The 19,345-nt window shown below is 72.4% G+C and carries 12 protein-coding genes; 6 read left to right on the plus strand and 6 right to left on the minus strand.

The genetic code is table 11. The features are described from left to right. Positions 1-391: 391 nt before the first annotated feature. Genes OG989_RS31050 through OG989_RS31060 form a run of 3 tightly spaced genes read right to left on the minus strand, consistent with a single transcriptional unit; the run spans position 392 to position 5,420 of the window. A complete protein-coding gene (locus OG989_RS31050) occupies positions 392-3,646 on the minus strand; it encodes an ATP-binding protein (protein ID WP_327029265.1) in 3,255 nt (1,084 codons plus the stop codon). After that, positions 3,643-4,338 (minus strand): hypothetical protein, encoded by a 696-nt coding sequence (locus OG989_RS31055; RefSeq protein ID WP_327029266.1) that lies wholly within the window; start codon positions 4,336-4,338, stop codon positions 3,643-3,645. Before OG989_RS31055 ends, OG989_RS31050 begins: the two co-directional genes overlap by 4 nt. Then, complete coding sequence (locus OG989_RS31060) at positions 4,335-5,420, minus strand: endonuclease domain-containing protein (protein ID WP_327029267.1); 1,086 nt, start codon at positions 5,418-5,420, stop codon at positions 4,335-4,337. The genes OG989_RS31055 and OG989_RS31060 overlap by 4 nt, the downstream gene beginning before the upstream one ends. Positions 5,421-5,608: 188 nt before the next feature. Between OG989_RS31060 and OG989_RS31065 the strand changes: the two genes are divergently transcribed. Then, positions 5,609-7,864 (plus strand): DUF4153 domain-containing protein, encoded by a 2,256-nt coding sequence (locus tag OG989_RS31065; protein ID WP_327029268.1) that lies wholly within the window; start codon positions 5,609-5,611, stop codon positions 7,862-7,864. A gap of 83 nt (positions 7,865-7,947) precedes the next feature. Here the strand turns inward: OG989_RS31065 and OG989_RS31070 are convergent, their stop codons facing one another. Further along, entirely contained in the window at positions 7,948-8,724 is a 777-nt protein-coding gene (locus tag OG989_RS31070; protein WP_327029269.1) for a hypothetical protein, read from the minus strand. Between the two features lie 195 nt (positions 8,725-8,919). Beyond that, complete coding sequence (locus OG989_RS31075) at positions 8,920-9,714, minus strand: class I SAM-dependent methyltransferase (protein WP_327029270.1); 795 nt, start codon at positions 9,712-9,714, stop codon at positions 8,920-8,922. Between the two features lie 165 nt (positions 9,715-9,879). Here OG989_RS31075 and OG989_RS31080 point away from each other — a divergent pair, with 165 nt between their 5' ends. Genes OG989_RS31080 through OG989_RS31090 form a run of 3 tightly spaced genes read left to right on the plus strand, consistent with a single transcriptional unit; the run spans position 9,880 to position 12,523 of the window. Then, positions 9,880-10,185 (plus strand): DUF6403 family protein, encoded by a 306-nt coding sequence (locus tag OG989_RS31080; protein ID WP_151453699.1) that lies wholly within the window; start codon positions 9,880-9,882, stop codon positions 10,183-10,185. Further along, positions 10,182-11,552 carry a hypothetical protein gene (locus tag OG989_RS31085; protein WP_327029271.1) on the plus strand — a complete coding sequence of 457 codons (1,371 nt, stop codon included), beginning with the start codon at positions 10,182-10,184 and terminating at the stop codon, positions 11,550-11,552. The genes OG989_RS31080 and OG989_RS31085 overlap by 4 nt, the downstream gene beginning before the upstream one ends. Further along, positions 11,549-12,523: a hypothetical protein gene (locus OG989_RS31090; protein ID WP_327029272.1), complete on the plus strand. Its 975-nt coding sequence runs from the start codon at positions 11,549-11,551 to the stop codon at positions 12,521-12,523. The genes OG989_RS31085 and OG989_RS31090 overlap by 4 nt, the downstream gene beginning before the upstream one ends. 184 nt (positions 12,524-12,707) lie before the next feature. Here the strand turns inward: OG989_RS31090 and OG989_RS31095 are convergent, their stop codons facing one another. Then, complete coding sequence (locus OG989_RS31095) at positions 12,708-14,969, minus strand: hypothetical protein (RefSeq protein ID WP_327029273.1); 2,262 nt, start codon at positions 14,967-14,969, stop codon at positions 12,708-12,710. 190 nt (positions 14,970-15,159) lie between these two features. Here OG989_RS31095 and OG989_RS31100 point away from each other — a divergent pair, with 190 nt between their 5' ends. Together OG989_RS31100 and OG989_RS31105 are read left to right on the plus strand one after the other, a co-directional pair. Next, a complete protein-coding gene (locus OG989_RS31100; RefSeq protein WP_327029274.1) occupies positions 15,160-17,277 on the plus strand; it encodes an N-6 DNA methylase in 2,118 nt (705 codons plus the stop codon). Beyond that, positions 17,274-19,322, plus strand: a complete 2,049-nt coding sequence (locus tag OG989_RS31105) for a type I restriction-modification system subunit M (RefSeq protein ID WP_327029275.1) — start codon at positions 17,274-17,276, stop codon at positions 19,320-19,322. Before OG989_RS31100 ends, OG989_RS31105 begins: the two co-directional genes overlap by 4 nt. Positions 19,323-19,345: the final 23 nt, after the last annotated feature.

Here is a 19,345-nt window from a genome sequence, read left to right on the forward strand (position 1 = left end):
CGGTTCCGGTGGGCAGGGTGGGACGGGCGACGACCGGCCGCCGGGCACGCGCCTGCGCGTGCCCGGGACGGCTCGTGGGTACGGCTCGCCGGCCGCGCTCGTCCCGGGGATGGCGCGCGGCTCCGGTGGCTGCCGGAATGGGGACGTCTGTGTCGGTGCGGCGGCTTCCGCCCGGGTACCCGGGACGTGACTGCCGGAGCGCGACCTCGCGCTGCGTGGGCGGCCGGCGCTGCGCTACGCCGTGGCCGTCGCGGGGTCGGGTTCGGTGATGGCGGTGTCGGCGGGGACGATGCTGTCCCCGCCGGGCCCGAGGAATGGGTTGTGGCCCGCCATCCTCACGCCTCTGACCTGCTACAACAGTGCGCCGGAAAGGCGATCGGCGTCCTGTCCGCTATCGGACGGCCGGCGCGTCCGGCAGGTGACTGCGCTCCGGCCGGAATTGTGCCGAAGCTGCCCTGGCGACGACCTCCTCCGGGCTGAGCGGCGCCTTCGGGTGGTGGGACAGGCAGATCGGCGTGTCCACCTTGACGAACGCGAAGCCCTCCCCGGCCACGTAGAACTGGCCGCTCTGCATGAGGCCGATGTCGGGCAGCCGCCCGCCCTTGGCCTCCGCCAACTGACGGGCCGCGTCGATCTGCGCGGGAGCGTTGAGCAGCCCGAAGAACTGCGTGGTGGCGTTGCCGGAGATCTGGTTGTGCAGCCCCTTCGGCGCCTGGGTGGCGAAGACCAACCCGAGCCCGTACTTGCGGGCCTGAGAGGCGAGGGCGATCGTGCTGGCCGTGCAGGCCGTCTGCCCGGACGACGGGGCGAGAGTCTGCGCCTCGTCCATCACGAAGAGCCCGCCCAGCGGTCGCTCGCCCGCCGGGTGCCGCTTGATCCAGGCGAACAGGGCCATCTGGAGCTGATTGACGAAGCCCTGCCGTTCCTGGTCCGACGTGAGCCCCACAAAGCTGATCACCGAAATGCGTGCGCGCCGGCCCGGCGAGGGGGTGAGCAGCAGGCCCGGATCGGCCGGGGCGCCGACGCCGCCGAACAACGGATCGGTGACCATGGCGGCCTTCAGAGTCTCGGCCAGATCCTGGGCCAGCTTGTCCGCCCGGCTCAGCCGGCTCACCCCGTCGGGCAGTTCGGCGAGGAACTCGGTGAAGCCGGGCAGGCCCACCATTCCGCTCCTCGCGTACGCCTGGAGGGCCTCGGTCAGCACGGCCTTGCCCTGCTGGGCCACCTTCGTCGGCCGGTCCACACCGGCGCGCGGGGCGAGTGCCTCCACCGCCGAGCGGATCGCCTGGTCGAACTCGTCCGGCGAGTCGCGTACGGGGGTGAAGTCCGGCAGCGGCTGGAAGCTCAGCGGTCGACCGGCGTTGACCCGGGGCGTCCAGACCACCACCTCGGTGTGTTCGAGGTGGTCGCGGGCCCGCTCGGCGTCACCGGGGCCCCATCCGGCCGGCGGCTGCGGCCAGGGATCGCCCAGGCGGGCGAGGTCGTTGTTGGGATCGAGCACGATCGCGGAGACGCCCTCTCGAGCGCACTCCTCGACCAGCCGCCGGATCAGCACGGTCTTGCCGGAGCCGGAGCCGGCGAAGATCACCGTGTGACGGCGCAGCGACTCCAGGTCCACCGCGAACGGCCGCGCCCCGTCGGTGGTCCGCCCCAACAGGATCGAAGTTCCGTCGACGGTGGCCCTCCCGCCGCCGACCCGCGCGTCGTCCTCGCCGCCCACCTCGGCGGTCGGCCCGACTGACCGGGCGACCGGTCCGGCCTCCGCATTGGCCGCCCCGGCGGAGTCGCCGAGGATCGTGGCGAACAGCTGCGTGGAGCCGGCCGGTCGGCGCGCGACCAGCCACTCCTGGAGAACCGAGGCCGGTTCGCCACTCAGCTCACGAAGCGCGGCGAACACCCGCAGGTCCGCCTCCGGGACGCCGCAGCGGACTCCGCCGGCCGCGTCGAAGGCCGCCAACACCTCGGCCGTACGCTTCCCGGTCGGCCACGGGCCGTTGCGCAACAGCACCAGCCGCCGCTGCGGCAGCGCACGGTCGAGGCCCGCCATGGTGCAGGCCGCCTTCACCCTGGCGGTCGCCGCGATCGCGTTCGGATGGGAGATCCCGCGGAAGCACCAGTGCGCCTCGTTCTCGGTGGCCTCGTCCAGCACCTCGATCAGCCGCCCGTGCAGCGCCGGTTTGCGGCCCGGCAGCGGGTCGTACCTGTAGCTGGCGCCGGTCGGGGACCGCTCGGCGATCCAGGCCGCCAGACCGGCGGCGAGGAGCGCCGGCATGTGCTCGTCCTCGGTCCGCGGATCGAGCGCACCCGCCACGTCCGCCCCCGCCACCAGCTCGGCGAAGCGGGCGTCGAGCTGCCGCAGGCGCACGTCGTCACCGGTGTCCGTGTCGCGGCACGACTTCGGGCCGACGGCGGCACTCCGGTCCGGCGGCTCGGACCCGCCGATGACGTGGTCGACGACCTCGATGAGACGGTCGAGCTCGGTCACCTCGTCCCGGTCCCGGCACCAGGCGACGTGACGATCCACCCGGCGCAGCAGCGCCCGGGGCGTCAACGCCGGGGCGTCCACGAACGCCTCGGGGCTGATCGGCCAGGTCGGGTACGGCGGTGCGAAACGCGGCCCGGCGAAGGCGGCGGTGAACCGCTTCGCGACGATGGCCCGCCCGATCTCGGGGGTGGGAATCCGGTCGGGGAGGATCGCCTGCCGGAACCGGTCGCCGACCGGAGTGGGCGCACTCCTGGTCAACAGCTCCCAGGTGTCCGGCAGGCACGACACCACGATCAGCGTCCGGCGGGTGACGTCACGCAGCTTCAGCAGCCCGTCGGCGATGGGCCCGATGACCTTCGCCTGGGCGTCCTCCAGCCCGGCGTACTGGTCGAACATGGCGGTGCTGGTCTGGGCGAAGAGCGTGTCGAGCTGGTCGACGGCTATCACCGTGGGGTCGAGCGTCAGCGCCATCAGCCGCGAGACGTCCTGGACGATCTGCTGCGGGGTACGGATCGCCGGGGTCAGCCCCCACGCCGCGCGACCGTCCGGGTCACCTGGCTCGGAGATCAGATGGGCGTAGCCGACGTCCTGTGCCTCGAAGTCCAGCGCGCCGTGCAGGACGAGTGCCCGGGCGGTGTCCTGGCAGTCCCGGCCGATCTCGCGATGGCGCGTCCGCAGGGCCCGCACGAAGGTGTCCAGGTGCTCCCGGGTGACCGGCTTCGTCCCGGCGACCGCGTCGCGTACCTCCGCCGGGATGCCGAGCTGGGCGGTGAGCCGACGCAGGAACGTGCGCAGCTGGGTGCCCCAGCCGATCGCGTCCCGTCCCATGCCTTCGACCAGGGCCAGCGCCACGCTCTCCCAGAACGTCTTCCCGCTGACCATGTCGACCAGGAAGAAGTAGCCGCCCTCACGCTGGATCCGATCCCGCACCGCCCCGAGCAGGTGGGTCTTGCCGGCGCCGGCCCGCCCCTGCATGGCCACGCCGAGGGGCACCGTGGTGTCGTCGGTGCGGGCCCTGCCCACGCCGCGCAGGATCTCCGCGACCACCTTCTCGTGCAGCTCCGGCACGTCGTGCGGGCTGGGCCGCCACACGTCGTCGGGAGTGACCGCAGGGTTGAGACTGACCGCCTCGAGCGCGGCCCGTACGTCCTCCGGGATCATGCCGAGCCGATCGCCAGGGTGTGGTTCTCCTCGTCCCCGATGCGCACCGCGGCCGCCCGGTCCCGCGCGGTCAACGACTTGGTGTTGGCGACCGGGATGATTCGGACGCCGTCCCGCTGGACCATCGCGCGCAACGTCGCGTCGACGGTAGCGCGGTCCTGCCTGCCGAGGCGTTCGCGCAGGTCGGCGAGCCCCACCCAGGCTCCCGGCTCCCGGGCCAGCTCGTGATAGGCGGCGCGGATCAGGGCCTCCACGGCGTCCGGCTCGGTGGCCGCCGGCGCTGGCGCGGCGCCGGGAGGCGTCGGGCCGGCCGCCGGACCTGAGGTGGCCGACGGCGGCGTGAAGAAGTCGGCGTGGCTGAGCCCCAACCGGCTCAGCGAGCGGTGCAGGTTGGCCAGCAGGGTGAAGAGCGAACGGGTGGCTGAGCCACTACGTGCGGGCGGGGCGCCGACGTGCAGCTGCCGCACCACCCGCCACCCCTCGTCGGTCAGCTCGTGGGAGAAGGGCCGGTGGGACCGGTCGGTCTCGACCAGGCCGAGCTTGACGAGTTTGGCGTTGTCGACGCCGGTGAGGCTGAACCCGGCCAACTCCTTCAGCTCGTTGTTGGTCAGTTCGCGGGCCTCGACCATGAGCACCACAAGCGCGTTGATCTGGTTGGGCGTCAGGTGGGGAAGGTCCGCCGTGCTCGTCATGGTGCCTCTTCTTCGTGGGGGTGCGCGCCGGCCAGGCGACGACGGGTCAGCAGTTGCCGGATCATGCCGACCACGGCCTGGACGTCGGACAGCACCTGCTCGTTGGTGAACCGGAGCACGTCCAGCCCGAGGAGTTGCAGCCGCACGTCACGCCGCCGGTCGTTGGCGAATCTGATTCGTCCCCGATGTTCCGGGCCGTCCACCTCGACCGCAAGTCCCTCGGCCGGCCAGAAGAGGTCCAGGCGGTAGGTCTCGCCGAGCAGGTGCCAGTCGTACGTGTGGTTCCAGCGCCTCCCCCGGGCCCACTCGTGTGGCGTCAGTGCCAGCTCCAGTGCCTGCTCGGCGGCGCTGTCGCCGCGTGGGACACCGGACAGCGGCGGAAACGTCAGTGCCGGCGGAGGCTCGCGGACGGTGTCGGGAACCCGACCCGCCTGCACCGCCAACTCGGTCAGGCTCGACGGCAGCGAAACCTGAACCGACCGGATCCGGTCGACCGTCCGCAGTTCCCGCCCGGCCAGCCAGACGGTGAGGCGGCCGTGCCGCACCAGCCATTCGGCGACGGCGACCAACGCGCGCTCGGTCTCCGTGGGCAGCTCGTCGGTCAGGCCGACCAGCAGGACGCACCCGTCACGGTCGTACGCGGAGGCCATGACCCGGGCCAGGCCGGCAGCCCGTACCTCTGCCGGAAAGCGCGGCCGGTGCTGCCGGTCCTCTCCGCGCAGCGCGCGCTCGGCGAGGTCGGCCAGGAACGGGCCGAAGTGCTCGGAGTGCGCAGCGGCCCGCATGGCAAGGGACCGCACCGCAGCGACGCCCAGCGTGCCGGAACCGTCGAGCCGTTCGGCACCGGGCAACCAGCGGGGGAACAGCGTGAGGGCTGCGCCGTCCAACTCGTCGAGGACGGCGGCGAGCAACTCGGTGAAGCCCCGTCGGGCCGGCACGCGGTACCGAACGACGACCGGGGCGGCGGCCGGTGCCGGATCGAGTCCCACATGGAGCAACTCGGCGTCGATGCCGGGCAGGTGGCTGACCTGCTGCGGAGGAAGGGCCTCCCACCACTCGGCGGGAGGTACGCCACTGGCCACGGCCGAGCACGTTACCGAGGATCGATCGAGCGCGCCGCCCGCCCGATCCGCTGGCCCGTGCCTGCACCGCTGTGACCGGGTACGGCCATCCGGCTGCGGCTGTCCAGCCCTTCTGCCGGTGTCGGGGGCGGCGGCGGGCCCGGAGTCGGCCGTACAGTGTGCCGACCGTTCTAACGAGGAGGGGTTCCTTGACCCAGCCACCACCGGTGTCGGGCCCCCCGGGTTCCGGCGAGGCGCCCGGCAGCACCGCCGGTGACGACCCCGGAAACGCGCCGCCGCACCTGCTCGTCATGCCGTCCATCGAGGGCGCGCCGCCCCCGATGGTGTGGCCCGGGGCGGAGGGCGCACCCGCCTGGGCGATCCCCGTCAGCATCCCGCCCGGGACGCGCGGTTACGCCGTGTTCATCCCGCTGGTGCCAACCACCGCCGCGGCGGCTCCGGTCGCCGCGGGCCCGCCGGCCCCGGCCTCGGTCGTCCCCGCCCCCAGGCCGGCCGAGGCGACCGCCGCGCCAGCCCCGACGGCCGTCGTCGAGCCGGGAGAGAGCATCCCGACGCGGACCGCCGCGGTGACGGCGGCGGACTCCGCGGCACCGGCTGCCGCGCCGTCACCGGACGCCGTCGGCGCGCCGCCGCGCGGCACCGACGCGGCACCTACCGCCTCCGCCCCCGCTACGCCCACCACGAGCGGACCCGCCGAGGCGGCGCCCAGCACGAAGGGACCCGCCGCCGAAGCGGCGCCCAGCACCGGGACGCCCGCGACCGCCGCGCCGGCCACCGGTGGTGCGCCGGCCGCCCCGTCGGCGGGCACCGGCGCATCCGCTGCCCGCCCGCCGGCGACCAACGTCCAACAGCCCGCCGCCGCGCCGCTGCCGGCGCCGTACCGGATCGGAGTGCCGTCCGGCGCGCCGGCGCCGTACCGCGGCTACCAGCCGGTCCCGCGCCCGCCGTCGTTCCTCGACACGCGCTGGCCGGGGCCGGCGCCCACCCAGGACCGGGCCGTACCGCTCGCGGTCCTCGCCGGAGCGCTGGGCCTGGCCTTCTTCGTACCGCTCACCCGCACCGGCATCGGCTGGTTCCTCGGCTGGCTCGCCCTGACCGTCGCGGTGGTCCTCGCGGTCCGGCGGACGGGCGCGGAACTGCCGCGCGCCGACCGGCGGATCCGCGCCGGCTGGGCGGTGGCGGCCCTGGCGCTGCTGTCGGTCCTGGCCTTCCGCAACGCCTGGTGGCTGGTGACGTTCTGCGTGCTCGGCGCGCTCTGCTGCGCGACCCTCGCGATCGTGGGCGGCCGGCTCGTCCGCTCCATCCTGTTCAGCCTGGTGGCGGCCCCCTTCGCGGCGTTGCGAGGGCTGCCGTGGGTGCGTGGGCACCTGCACGCCCCGGTGAACCCGCATCTGGCCCGCCGGGTCGTCGGGTCGGCCGCGGCCACCGTGGCCGCGCTGATCGTCTTCGGCGCGCTCCTGTCCTCGGCCGACGGCGCCTTCTCCGTGATGCTCGGCGAGCTGGTTCCCGAGGTCAACGGCGGCGCGACGTTCCGCTGGATCCTCCTCGCCGCCGTGGGCGGGCTCTGCGCCGTCGCCGCCCTCTACACGCTGGCCGCGCCGCCCGACCTGTCGACGATGGACCGGCCCGGCACGCGCCGCTTCGGCCTCGTGGAGTGGGCGCCGGTCATCAGCGCCCTGACGCTGCTCTTCGGCGGCTTCGTGGCGGTGCAGTTCACCGTCCTGTTCGGTGGGCAGCGGCACGTGCTGCGCACCGCCGGCCTCAGCTACGCGGAGTACGCGCGCAGCGGGTTCTGGCAGCTCGTCGTCGTCACCATGCTGACGCTGGCGGTGCTCGGCGGGGTGGCCCGCTGGGCGCGACGGGACCGGGCCGTCGAGCGCCACCTGCTGCGGGTCCTGCTGGGCCTGCTCAGCGTGCTCAGCTTCGTCATCGTGGGGTCGGCGCTGTCCCGGATGTACACGTACCAGAAGGCGTACAGCTTCACCGGCGAGCGGCTCTTCGTGATGGCGTTCGAGCTGCTGCTCGGCACCGTGTTCCTGATGATCCTGGTGGCCGGGCTCCGCTGGCGCGGTGCCTGGATCCCCGGCACGACGGTGGCGCTCGCCGTGGTGATGCTGCTGGGCCTGGCCGTGCTCAACCCGGAGGACTACGCCGCCCGCCGCAACATCGCCCGGTACGAGCAGACGGGGAAGATCGACGCCTGGTACCTGCGGGCGCTCTCCGCAGACGCGACGCCGGCGCTGGCGGGCCTGCCCGATCCGGTGCGCCGCTGCACGCTGAGCTGGGTCGCCAAGGACCTCGACGAGTCGGACCCCTGGTACGCCTGGAACCTGGGCCGGATCCGGGCGCGCGCGGCGCTCGACCGGGCCGGGCCGGGCGCGGTCGGCGGTCCACGCGACTGCCGGGCCGCCGACCAGTTCGACCTGCCGAAGCGCCGCCGCTGACGGATCCGCCGTCCCCGGGTCGGTCCGGGGACGGCGGGACCGCCGGGTCGGCGGGCCGGTGCGTCCAGCGGGTGCCGGTCGGGTCACCAGGGCTCGGGGATGCCCACCGCGAGGCAGCGCCGGGTGCCGGGGACCGGCTGGTAGCAGGCGGACGCCTCCAGGTTGTTGGTCAGGTCGGCGCGGGAGAAGGACGTGCTGCCGCCGTTGACGCAGGTGCCGCCGCTGGTGGACACACCGCCGGTGACCTTGGCCGTGGCGCAGCCGACCGTGGCGGCGGTCTTCTCCACCGTGTTCAGCGAGGAGCGCTGGTCCGCGTACTGGTGTGCGCCGTAGCCGGTCAGCCGCACGCCGGGACGGGTGACCGTGTACTGGAACGCCGCCGACGTGTAGTACGACCAGCTGGCGCCCGTACCCACGGTGCGCAGCTCCGGATCGGCGGACGAACCGGGAACGAACATGGCGAAGCCCTTGTCGTGGGTGGTGGTGCCCGAGACCATCCGGTAGACGATCACCAGCAGGCCCTGGCTGTAGCTGCCGGTGGAGTAGGTCAGGTAGCTGCCGCTGCCGCAGGTGGTCCGGTCGGCGACGTAGCCGACGCCGTTGGCGTAGAGCATCACCCTGGCGCAGCGGCCGTCGTCGGCGGTGTCCTCGATCGTGCCGACCGTGGTGCTGGTGCCGGAGTTGTCGGTGGCGTAGCCGGTCAGCCGGACGCCCGGCAGCGTGCCGGCGTACTGGTAGGCGGTGGGATGGTAGTAGCTCCACGAGGCCGACCAGCCGCTACCGGAGGGCAGCGCGAGCGCCGGCGAGGCGGGCAGCAGTGCGGCGACCAGCGCGGCGGCCAGGGCCGCGAACAGCGTCATCCGGGTCGACCGCCGTCGGAAACGGGCCTTCATCGGTCCTCCGATCTCCACGACGGGCGGGACACCCGGCGTCACGGATCAGGTTGACCGAGGACGTCGGCGGCGGGTACCGCTGGGTCTCGAAGCGGACAGCCGGACGGCCTCACCCGGCTGCGCGCCTCCGACCGCGAAGGCCCGGCGGGCGCCTGCGGGCGGTCAGGCCGGCGCCGCGCCCCGGACGGCCCAGGCCCGGGCGGTGAGCCGGATCGAGCCGTCCGGCGCCACGGGCAGGCGGGCCGCGAGCAGGTCACGCAGGCGGGTGCGCTGCGGCGCCGTCAGGGAGGCGACGTACGAGGGGGCGGGGCCCTGCCCGCCCAGGAACGGCGTCCAGTAGTCGTCGACGTCCGCGAACACCATGGGCACGTCGACGGGCCGGAGCGCCACCGCCGTCAGGCCCGCGTCGGTCCACATCCCGCGCAGGGAGTCCGGGTCGCACCCCGCGAACCGGCGCCCCTCGTCCCGTTCGGCCACGGCCGGGTCGAGCAGGGCGGCGGCGTCCCAGAAGTGCCGCAGCAGCGCCATGCCGCCGGCGTAGTCCCAGACGTAGGCGGCGGCCACCCCGCCGGGGCGGACGACCCGGGCGAACTCGGCGACGGCGCGCGCCGGCTCGGGCACGAAGTTGACCGCGAGTCCGCTGACGACGACGTCGACGCAGCGGTCGGGCAGGGGCAGCGCCCGGGCGTCGCCGACCTGGAAGGCCGCCCGTCCGTCGCGGACGGCCGCGCGGGCGTACGCGACGAAGCCCGGCGAACTGTCGACGCCCGAGACGTGCCTCGGGTCCCCCAGTGCCAGCACGGTCGACGTGAGCGCGCCCGTGCCGCAGCCCACGTCGAGCCAGCGGCGGCCCGGTGGCACGGCCAGCCACCGCAGGAACTCCCCCGCGACGGGGCGGCTCCACCGGCCCACGTACGCCTCGTAGGCCCTGCCGTCCGCCCAGACCGGGTGCGCCATGCGGAGACGATACGACGCCCCGGCGTGCCGGGCCGACCGCAGGCCAGAGCCGGTGAGGGCTGGTGCGCACCGATTCGCCTCGATGAGCCAGACTCGGTCGTACCCCTGCCTGCCCCGACAGCTCCCGAGCGCACCCCCGTACCCCTCGCCCGATGGTTGGAGCGCATGTCCCACACCCTCCTCGCCTGGTTGGTCGGCGGCGTCCTGCTCGTGGGCGCGGGCTTCGCGACGACCCTGCTGCCCCGGTGGCGGGCGCGGGGGCGGGAGCGCCGGACCGCCTGGTCCGCCGCCCGCGCGGCCATCGACAGCGCGGCCGTCAGCCGGGACGCGGCGGTGACCCGGGTGCCGCAGGCCGAGCAGTTGCTGGCCCGCGCCGAATCCATCGCCGCCGGGCGCGGCGGGGCGTCCGCCGCCCGGCAGGCGGCGCAACACGCGAGAGAGGCCGACCGGCTGTGGCGCACGCACCAGTGAAATCGCGCAGGCGATACCGGTACGAGCTGCTGCGCTGGGCGCTGCTCGGCGTCGCCGTGGTCGTCCTGGTCGTCTTCCTGCTCGCCCAGCGGCAGAGCGTCGACGTCAGCTACGGCCGGTCGCCGGCCGCCCCGGCGAAGATCGACGAGGGCTCGGCGGGTGAGCTGAGCGACGCGAGCGTGCCCTCGGTGGACGAGATGACCGCGCTGATGGCCGCCGAACCCGTGGTGCGGCTCCCCGGCGCGACCGCACGCTGGAACGAGCAGCGGGTCCGCGAGGCCGCCGGCGCCGAACCCGTCCGCATCCTGGTCGCGCCGCCCGGGCTCGACGAGGACGAACGCAAACGGGTACGGGACGTGAAGAACGCGACCGTCCGGGTGATCGGCACCGAGGTCAGCGGCGGCATCTACCAGGCCGTACCCGACACCCTGCCCGGCTGGCGCGCCCAGTTCGCCACCGCCGACGTGACAGGCCTGCTGGTGGCGTTGATCGCCGCGCTGCGGGAGGCGCCCGACCCGCCCGAGCACGACGAGCTGCGGTGGCGTGACCCGACCGACCGGGAGCTGGCCGCCGTCGCCGCCGACCTGCGGGCCACCGGCCTGCACCTCGGGGCCGGGGCCACACTGACCGGCATCCCCGACAAGGCCGCGCGCAACGCCTTCCCGGACGGCGCCCGGTACGTGGCGCTGCCCGCGCAGCCGTTCGGCGAGCCGGTGCCCCGGTACGGTCCGGCGCTGGCCGAGCTGTTCCCGGGCACGCCGATCGTCGTGATGTACGGCCTCTGGATCGAGTACCACGGCCCGGCGGCCGACGACTTCGCGGAGCTGGCCGGGGCGAGTTTCTACGGCCAGTTCGGCGGCCGGCTGAGCCGGTACGACTACCCCCAGGGCAACATCCTGACGGCGTACCTGAACCGGGTCACCGACCTGCGCTACTCGGGGCTGTTCGACCGCCCGCTGCCGTACCAGCCGGTCGACCCGCTGCGGGTGGCGCTGCCCGCCCTGCCGTGGCTCTTCGCGGGCTGCGTGGCGACGTTCCTGATCCTCTCGGTCCGGTCGCTGCGCCGGTCGGACGCCCTGGTGGTCCGGCGGGGCGACCCCGGGCGGGGTGGCACGCCCGCCCGGTTGGCCGGTCTCACCGCGCTCGCCGTCGAGATGTCCCTGCTCACCGACGCCCGCAGCGATCCGGCGCTGACCCGGGGCATCGTCAAGCTCCAGGCCGCCCGCGCCGCGCTGGACGAGGGGCTGCCGGACCGCCACGTGCGGACGTTGCTGGACGAGGCGGCCGACGAGCTGGACGACGGCGCCCGGACGTTGGGAGTCGCCAGCTACCGCCCGCACCTCTACCTCCGGGGCAGGTTGTCGTGAGCCAGTCCGTACGACGTCGGCTCGCCGACCTGTTCGGCACGCCCTTCGGCGTCGCCGTCCTGGCCTGCCTGGCGCTGGCCGGCTGGGCGTTGTGGACCGGCGGGGCGCTGGACGGCCCGGTCGCCCGCCACGTGCGCGCCTCCTCCGTGTACGTCGCGCCGGGCGTCGAGCTGGACCGCGCGGCGGCCGAACGGATCATCGGCAACCGCCGGCTGGTCGTGCTGATGTTGGCGCCGGGCGCCGACCTCAGGCAGGGCTGCCGCCAGGTCGAGCGCGCCGCCGACGGGACCGTCGTGCTGGTGATGAGCCGCGACGGCGACGAGTACGACACCTACGGGTGCGCGCTGCTGCCCGGGCGCGACGACGGGAACTTCGGCCGGGCCTTCGTGGCGGAGATGGCCGTCAGCCGGGGCGTCGACACCTTCGCCGACCGCCCCCTGGAGGCGCTGAAGGTCGTCACCGTCAACTACGACCTGCTGGTGAAGGCCGGCACCGTTCCCGACGGCGCGCGGACGATCAGCCCGTCGCTGCCCCGCTTCCTGCTCGCGGCCGCGGCCATCGTGGCCGTCGTCGCCGGGGCGACGGTGCTCTACGTCGGTGGCCGCCGCGCGGGCCGGCTCGCGGACGCCCGTCGCCGCCGCCGCGACGACAGCGCCGACGCCCGCAGCGCGCTCAGCGCCGCCGCCGCCGTGCTCGCCCAGCAGATCATCGACCTCGACCGGTGGTACGCCATGGCGGAGCGCCAGGCCCACGTCGACGGCGCCAAGGAGACGTTCGGCAGGAAGTACCTGACGCTGACGTCGGACTACGCCGCGCTGCTCGAACGCGTGACGGCCGTGGACGCGGACGACGAGGACGCCGTACGCCGACTCGTCGAACGCGTCGACGCGTTGAGCGGGCGCGCGTCGGCGCTCACCGAGGACGGGGCAGGGCCGAAGGCCGCCTGGAGTCGCAGCGCACGTGGTGACTGATTAGTGTCAGGGGACGGACGGGCTGGTGGCGACCCGCACCCCGGCAGAACTGCCGTCAGGTCGAGCGCGCACGGAGGGACCGTGGTGCTGGTGATGAGCCGCGACGGCGACGAGCACGACTGCACGGGTGCGCGCCGCTCGTCTCGACGACGTGCGGCAAGCACAACCCACTACGGTCAGACTCTCACTCCAGCACGATGTCGAATTCCTCGGTGGCCTCCGAAACGATCTCCGCGACATCCTTCAGGAAGCGGTTCTGGTCCGGCGATGCGCTGACAGTCGGCACCGGGGCGCCCTTGTCGTAGATGTCGGAGGCGATGATGCGGGCGCGGACGAACGTGGATCCCTTGCCGCTCTGGTTGTAGGCCGTCTGCCAGCTGCGCTGCACTTCGTGCTGGAGCCTGCGCCGGGCCAGATCGATCAGCTCCCCGGTCACGGCATTCGATACCTCGTCGATGATCGTCTGCCTCTCGTCGTCGCTCGGCTGGCCCCCGTCCCAGCGCACCGGCTGCTGCAGCATGAGATATACCTGCGCTTGCAGCGCATAGCGGAGATCAGCGACCGGCTTGAGGTTGTCGTATTCGTCCACCCACCCTTCCGCCAGGCGGCGACTCAACGCCTTGACGCGGGTCCAGTGCTCCTTCCGCGCGTCCGGGTTGAACTCGAACCCGAGCAGTCCCCGCCACCGCAGGTGGAAGCTCTTTGCCGCTTCGGTCACCGCGAGGGAGAGATTCATCCGGTCGTAGACCGGCCGGCTGGGGCCAGCTTCGACAGCCTGCTCCGGGTGGGCCAGGGCGTCGACCAGCCGTTGGAGCTCCTCGATCGACCGTCCTCCCATTCTCTTCTTCGCGTTGAGCGGCTCGTGGATCCCGCCGACGAAGAACCGTGCGCAGTCGAGGCGGCGACGCAGGACGCGCTCGGCGGCCGGGCCGAGTTCGTCGCCGATCGCCTTGAGCACGTTCTCCACGGAGGCGAGCACGTGCTCCTCCCGGGCGGAGAATGTCGGCAGGTTGTCGCCCTTGACCTGGTCGAAGTGAGTGAAGAGGAAGTGCAGTTTCATCGCGTTGCCCGAGACGGCGATGCCCTTGAGCGCCGCCACCGGGGCCGCCTGCATCGGCTGGGCCGCGTTGTCGACCAGGAGCACGGCGTCGACTTTCTCGAGCTGCAGGGCGACCCTGGTCGAGAGGGTGGCAACCGACTTCGGGGTGTGGCCGAGACCTTCGCCGTCGACCAGGACGAGCTTGGCCGGCTGGGCGGCCCACTGCGGTACGAACGGGCCACTGACGCGGATGCCGTTGACGAGCGGCGTGAGCAGGCGACCGAACAGCGGGGCGTAGTTGCTGGAGAATCTGGTGACGTTCTTGATGAACGCCGTTCTGTCGTCGGTGCTCCAGAACCAGCTGACCGGCCAGTCCTGCCGGTTCCGCCGTAGGTCACCGACTTCCAGCGTGGTGAAGCGCTTCTCGATCTCGTCGATCAGGGAATCCACGATGCCGTGGAACTCGTCGGACTGCCGCAACGCGGTGTCGAGGTTCTCCTCGATGTATTCGGCGACGGCCCGTTCGTCTTCCTCGCTGGGATCGAACGCGTCCCGGGTGTCGCTGGCATATCGCTCGACGATCGCCCGGACCGAGCGCACCGCCTTCTGGATCACCTGCTGGGTGAACTCGATGTCGACCTGGCCGTACTCGGTCGGGTCGACCTCCTCGCCGTCGTCGACGTCATCGTCCACAAGGTCGTCGGCGGCCGGCGCGGTGGCACGGCCCAATACGTAGCTGAAACGGAACCGCTGGTTGACGTGATCGAGAAGCTGCCGGACGACCTCGGCGTCGCCCTTGCCGTTGAAGGCGGCCAGCGCGGCGGCTGACACGTTGTCACTCAGGTAGTCGATCACTTCGTCGCGAGGCGTGAACGTCACGGCGGCGTGGTATGTCTCGTCCGTACTGGTGATCAGCTCCGTATCGGCGACGGTCGTCTTCGCCGTCGACGTGGACGGGAAACGCTCGGTCTCCGGATCGGTGCCGAGGAGCTGCCGCACCACCGTCGTCTTGCCTGCCCCGGTCGTGCCGAGCATCATCACGGTCTCGTAGCCGTCCGCCGCGGTGGGGAGCGGAAGAAGCTCTTCGCGTACGCCTGCGAAGTCGAGCTGCACAGCCTCCCCGTCCTCGTAGAAGATCTCCACGATCCGGGCGTCGAATCGCGCTTCGGCGCTCGCCCGTGCGGTCGGCTCCCAGAGGTCCGGGGTGCGCAGGATCTCGTTGAGCTGTTCGACCATCCGGGCGGCCTCGGCGTCATCGGCCGTCCCGAGCGCCCGACGAACCCGGCGGCCGGGCTCACCCGTACCCGCATCGATCCTGCTGGGGTGCCGAAAGATGACCGACCAGCTCTCCCGGCTCTGGTTTCGGCTCTTGGCGGCGGTGTAGGAACTCTGCACGGCGATGGACACGGAGGGTCCTCCTGGAGGGGGGTGGCAGGCCCGGGGGGGTCGAACGCGGGCAGGGGGAGATGAACGACCGGCCGCGCCTTGATGAAAGCGACCCTAGCACACTTTTCGCTGAAAGCGCCGTCAAACAGCCTAGGCGCGATCGGGCCCGTGTAGGGTGACGGCGAGACGCAGGACCACTGACAGGACGCCCATGCCGCAGCCCACCCAGGTGACCGCCGCCGAGATCTCCCGGCTGGCCGGGGTCACGCGCGCCACCGTGAGCAACTGGCGTCGGCGTCATCCCGACTTCCCCGCCCCGTCGGGCGGGACGGAGACCAGCCCGGCGTACGACCTGGACGCCGTCCGGGCCTGGCTTTCCGCGCGCGGGCAACTGCCTGCCAGCTCCCCCACCGACGATCTGCGCACGGCCCTACGGACCAGCGCAACCGACCTCGCCCACCGAAGCAGACTGTTGCCGCTCGTCGTCGCGGCGAGTCGCGTAGCCGACAGCGAGGTGGAAAAAGCCGTCGGGCTGCCCGATGACCAACTGTCCGCATGGGCTGCGAAGACAAGCCGGTCGTACGCGGTCGACATCCCCGGCGTCGGCAGTCTCACGGGTCAGCCCGACGCGGCCGAGGTGCTTCGTGCCGTGCTGCGTTGCGTCAACGAGGTGGGCGCGGCGCAGACGCTGGAGGTATTGGCCGAGGGCGACATCGGGGACGGCAAGGCCGGGGGCGCCTATCGCACGCCACCGCCCGTCGCCGATCTGATGGCGGAGCTTCTCGCCGGCCCGGGTGAGCCGTACCCGGATCGGGTCTTCGACCCGGCCTGCGGGGTGGGTGGGCTGCTGCTGGCCGCCGCCGGGCGGGGGGCACACGAGTTGTACGGCCAGGACGCGGTGGGGGTGTTCGCCGCGCAGGCTGCCGCCCGCCTCGCCGTGCAGGCTGGCGGGACGAAGGCACAGGTCCAGGTCGGTGACAGCATGCGCGACGACGCGTTCCCGACGTTGGCCGCTGACGCGGTGCTCTGCACCCCGCCCTACGGCCACCGCGAGTGGGGCCACGAGGACCTGGCGTACGACCCTCGGTGGCTGTTCGGGCTGCCGCCGAAGGGCGAGTCGGAACTGGCATGGCTGCAACACTGTCTCGCGCACCTGACCCCGGGTGGCCGTGCTGTCCTGCTGATGCCGCCGGGAGCCGCCTTCCGGCCGTCGGGGCGACGGATCAGGGCCGAGATGGTCCGCAGCGGTGCGCTACGTGCCGTCGTCGCCCTGCCTGTCGGGGTGGCCCAGCCGCTGCACATCGGCCTCCAGTTGTGGCTGCTCGAACGGCCGCACCCGCAGGCGACCCTGCCGCCGACGGTCCTGATGGTCGACAGCGCCGGCACCGGAACCACTGACACCCGCGACACGCCGGACAGGCGCTCCACGTTGGACTGGCCGGCGATCCGCAGCGCGGCGCTCGACGCCTGGCACGAATTCGACCGACACCCCGACAACTACGATCCCGTTGCGGGCGTGGCACGGGCCGTCCCGGTCGTCGACCTGCTCGACGAGGCGGTGGACCTGAGCCCGGCGCGTCACGTACGTGCCGCCCCGGTCGCGGCGAAGCCCGACGAACTCGCCGAGATGGCGTACGAGCTGAGGAGCCGGCTGCGGCTGGCGGCCAGCGGGCTGGTGGCCCTCAGCGGCGGTCACACCTGGCCTCCTGCCGGCGCCGATCCCCGATCCTGGCGGACCGCCACCGTCGCCGACCTGCTGCGGGGTGCCGCCCTCACGCTGCTCCGCGCGCCAGCGGCGATCCGCGGTTCGAGCCCTGCCCTACAGGACTCCGAGCTGCCCCGGACACTCACCGCGCGGGACGTGGTGTCCCGCCGCCCGGCCTCGGGTGCCGGCGAGGAGGAACGCTCGGACGAGGACGTCACCATCGAGGCGGGGGATGTCATCCTCCCCGAGATGCTGCACGAAGGCGTGAGCACCGCGCGCGTCGCCGACGCCCGCGACGCCGGCCACCTCCTCGGCCGGCACCTCCACCTCCTGCGTCCCGACCCGGCCCGCCTGGACCCGTGGTTCCTGGCCGGGTTCCTGGCCGCGGAGGACAATCTCAGCGCCGCGTCGTCCGGCACCACCGTGGTCCGGGTCGACCCCAGACGCCTGCGGATCCCCCTGCTCCCCCTCGACGAACAACAGCGGTACGGCAAGGCGTTCCGCCAGCTCCACGCGCTCCGAGTCGCGGCGGACATCGCCAACCGCCTCGCCGACGAGACCGCCCGCACCCTGGCCGCCGGCCTCACCGGCGGTGCACTGCTCCCACCGGAAGGATCACGTTGAACAGCAGTAAGCACACCGAGCTGGCGAATCACGCCTGGTCGGTCGCCGACCTCCTGCGCGGCGACTACAAGCAGTCCGACTACGGCAAGGTGATCCTGCCGTTCACGGTGCTGCGCCGGCTGGAGTGCGTCCTCGACCTCACCCGGGACAAGGTCCTGACGGAACACGACCGCTTCAGGGGCCAGGACGTGGACGTCTCCCGGTTCCTGCGCCGCGCGTCCGGGCACCGCTTCTACAACGTGAGCGGCTACACGCTGAAGTCGATCGCCAACGACTCCGGCCAGACGGCGAAGCACCTGCTCGCCTACATCGGCGCGTTCTCCGAGAACGCGCAGGAGGTGATGGAGCGCTACGAGTTCGCCCAGCAGGTCCGGCGGCTGGACAGCGCGAACCTGCTCTACCAGGTGGTCGGCCGTTTCGCGGACCTCGACCTGCATCCTCACCAGCGCGACAAGAAGACCGGGAAGGTGATTCTCGGCGAGGACGGCAAGCCGGTCCCGAACGTCACGAACCACCAGATGGGGTACGTCTTCGAGGAGCTGATCCGGCGCTTCGCCGAGCAGTCCAACGAGACCGCCGGTGAGCACTTCACCCCGCGCGAGGTCATCGAGCTGATGGTGAACCTGCTGGTCGCGCCCGACGACGACGCGCTCAGCATCCCGGGCACCTCGCGCACCGTCATGGACCCGGCGTGCGGCACCGGCGGCATGCTGTCCGCCGCCGAGGAGCACATCACCAGGCTCAACCCGTCCGCCACCGTCACTGTCTTCGGCCAGGAACTCAACCCGGAGTCCTGGGCGATCTGCCGGTCCGACATGATGATCAAGGATCAGGACCCGGACAACATCAAGTTCGGCAACTCGTTCAGCGACGACGGCCACCGCGGCGAACACTTCGACTACCTGCTGGCCAACCCGCCGTTCGGCGTGGAGTGGAAGAAGGTCAAGGACGAGGTCGAGAACGAGTACGAGACGCTCGGCGAGAGCGGTCGGTTCGGTGCCGGCCTGCCCCGGATCAACGACGGCTCGCTGCTCTTCCTCCAGCACATGATCTCGAAGATGAAGCCGGTCACCCTCGACGGCAAGGGCGGCAGCCGGATCGCCATCGTCTTCAACGGCTCCCCCCTCTTCACCGGGGCGGCCGAGTCGGGCGAGTCACGGATCCGGCAGTGGATCCTGGAGAACGACTGGCTCGAAGGCATCGTCGCTCTGCCCGACCAGCTCTTCTACAACACCGGCATCTCCACCTACTTCTGGATCCTGACCAATCGCAAGGCCAGGGGCCACCGGGGCAAGGTCGTCCTGCTCGACGCCCGCGACCAGTTCGCCAAGATGCGCAAGTCGCTCGGCGACAAGCGCAAGTACGTCACCCCGGACCAGATCAAGGACATCACCCGGCTGTACGCGGAGGCACTCGACGTCGCCCAGGACGGCGAGCACCCGCAGCACGGCAAGGTGAAGGTCTTCGCGAACGAGGACTTCGGCTACCGCCGGATCACCGTCGAACGCCCGTTGAAGCTCCGCTTCGAGGTCACCGACGAGACGCTGACCGCGCTGGCCGTCTCGAAGCCGATCCAGAAGGTGCCGGACGTCGAGGCGCTGACCACCGCGCTGAAGCCGCTGATCGGGCAGGTGTGGACGACGAAGCGGGCCGCATGGGACGCGCTGCGGAAGGCGATGGCCGAGGGCGGCGTGCCCTGGCCCACCGGCACGCCGTTCCAAAAGGCGATGCGGGACATCATCGGGGTACGCGACCCCGAGGGCGAGGTGCAGCTCGTCAAGGGCGAAACGGAGCCGGACACGGAGCTGCGCGACTACGAGAACGTGCCGCTGCACGAGGACGTCGAGGAGTACCTGCGCCGCGAGGTGCTCCCCCACGTCCCGGACGCCTGGATCGACCACGAGAAAACCAAGATCGGGTACGAGATCCCCTTCACCCGCCACTTCTACGTCTACAAGCCCCCGAGGCCGCTGGCGGAAATCGACGCGGAACTGAAGGCACTGGAGGCCGAGATCCAGGCGCTGCTGGGCGAGGTGACCGAGTGACTGCAACAGCGCCTACAACATAC

The sequence above is a fragment of the Micromonospora sp. NBC_01740 genome, assembly GCF_035920365.1.
GTDB classification, from domain to species: Bacteria; Actinomycetota; Actinomycetes; order Mycobacteriales; family Micromonosporaceae; genus Micromonospora; species Micromonospora reichwaldensis.

What these genes read in the sequence shown, in the direction of transcription:
- OG989_RS31050 (WP_327029265.1), bottom strand. Translation starts at nt 3,646, where the DNA reads ATGATCCCGGAGGACGTACGGGCCGCGCTCGAGGCGGTCAGTCTCAAC.
- OG989_RS31055 (WP_327029266.1), bottom strand. Translation starts at nt 4,338, where the DNA reads ATGACGAGCACGGCGGACCTTCCCCACCTGACGCCCAACCAGATCAAC.
- OG989_RS31070 (WP_327029269.1), bottom strand. Translation starts at nt 8,724, where the DNA reads ATGACGCTGTTCGCGGCCCTGGCCGCCGCGCTGGTCGCCGCACTGCTG.
- OG989_RS31075 (WP_327029270.1), bottom strand. Translation starts at nt 9,714, where the DNA reads ATGGCGCACCCGGTCTGGGCGGACGGCAGGGCCTACGAGGCGTACGTG.
- OG989_RS31080 (WP_151453699.1), top strand. Translation starts at nt 9,880, where the DNA reads ATGTCCCACACCCTCCTCGCCTGGTTGGTCGGCGGCGTCCTGCTCGTG.
- OG989_RS31100 (WP_327029274.1), top strand. Translation starts at nt 15,160, where the DNA reads ATGCCGCAGCCCACCCAGGTGACCGCCGCCGAGATCTCCCGGCTGGCC.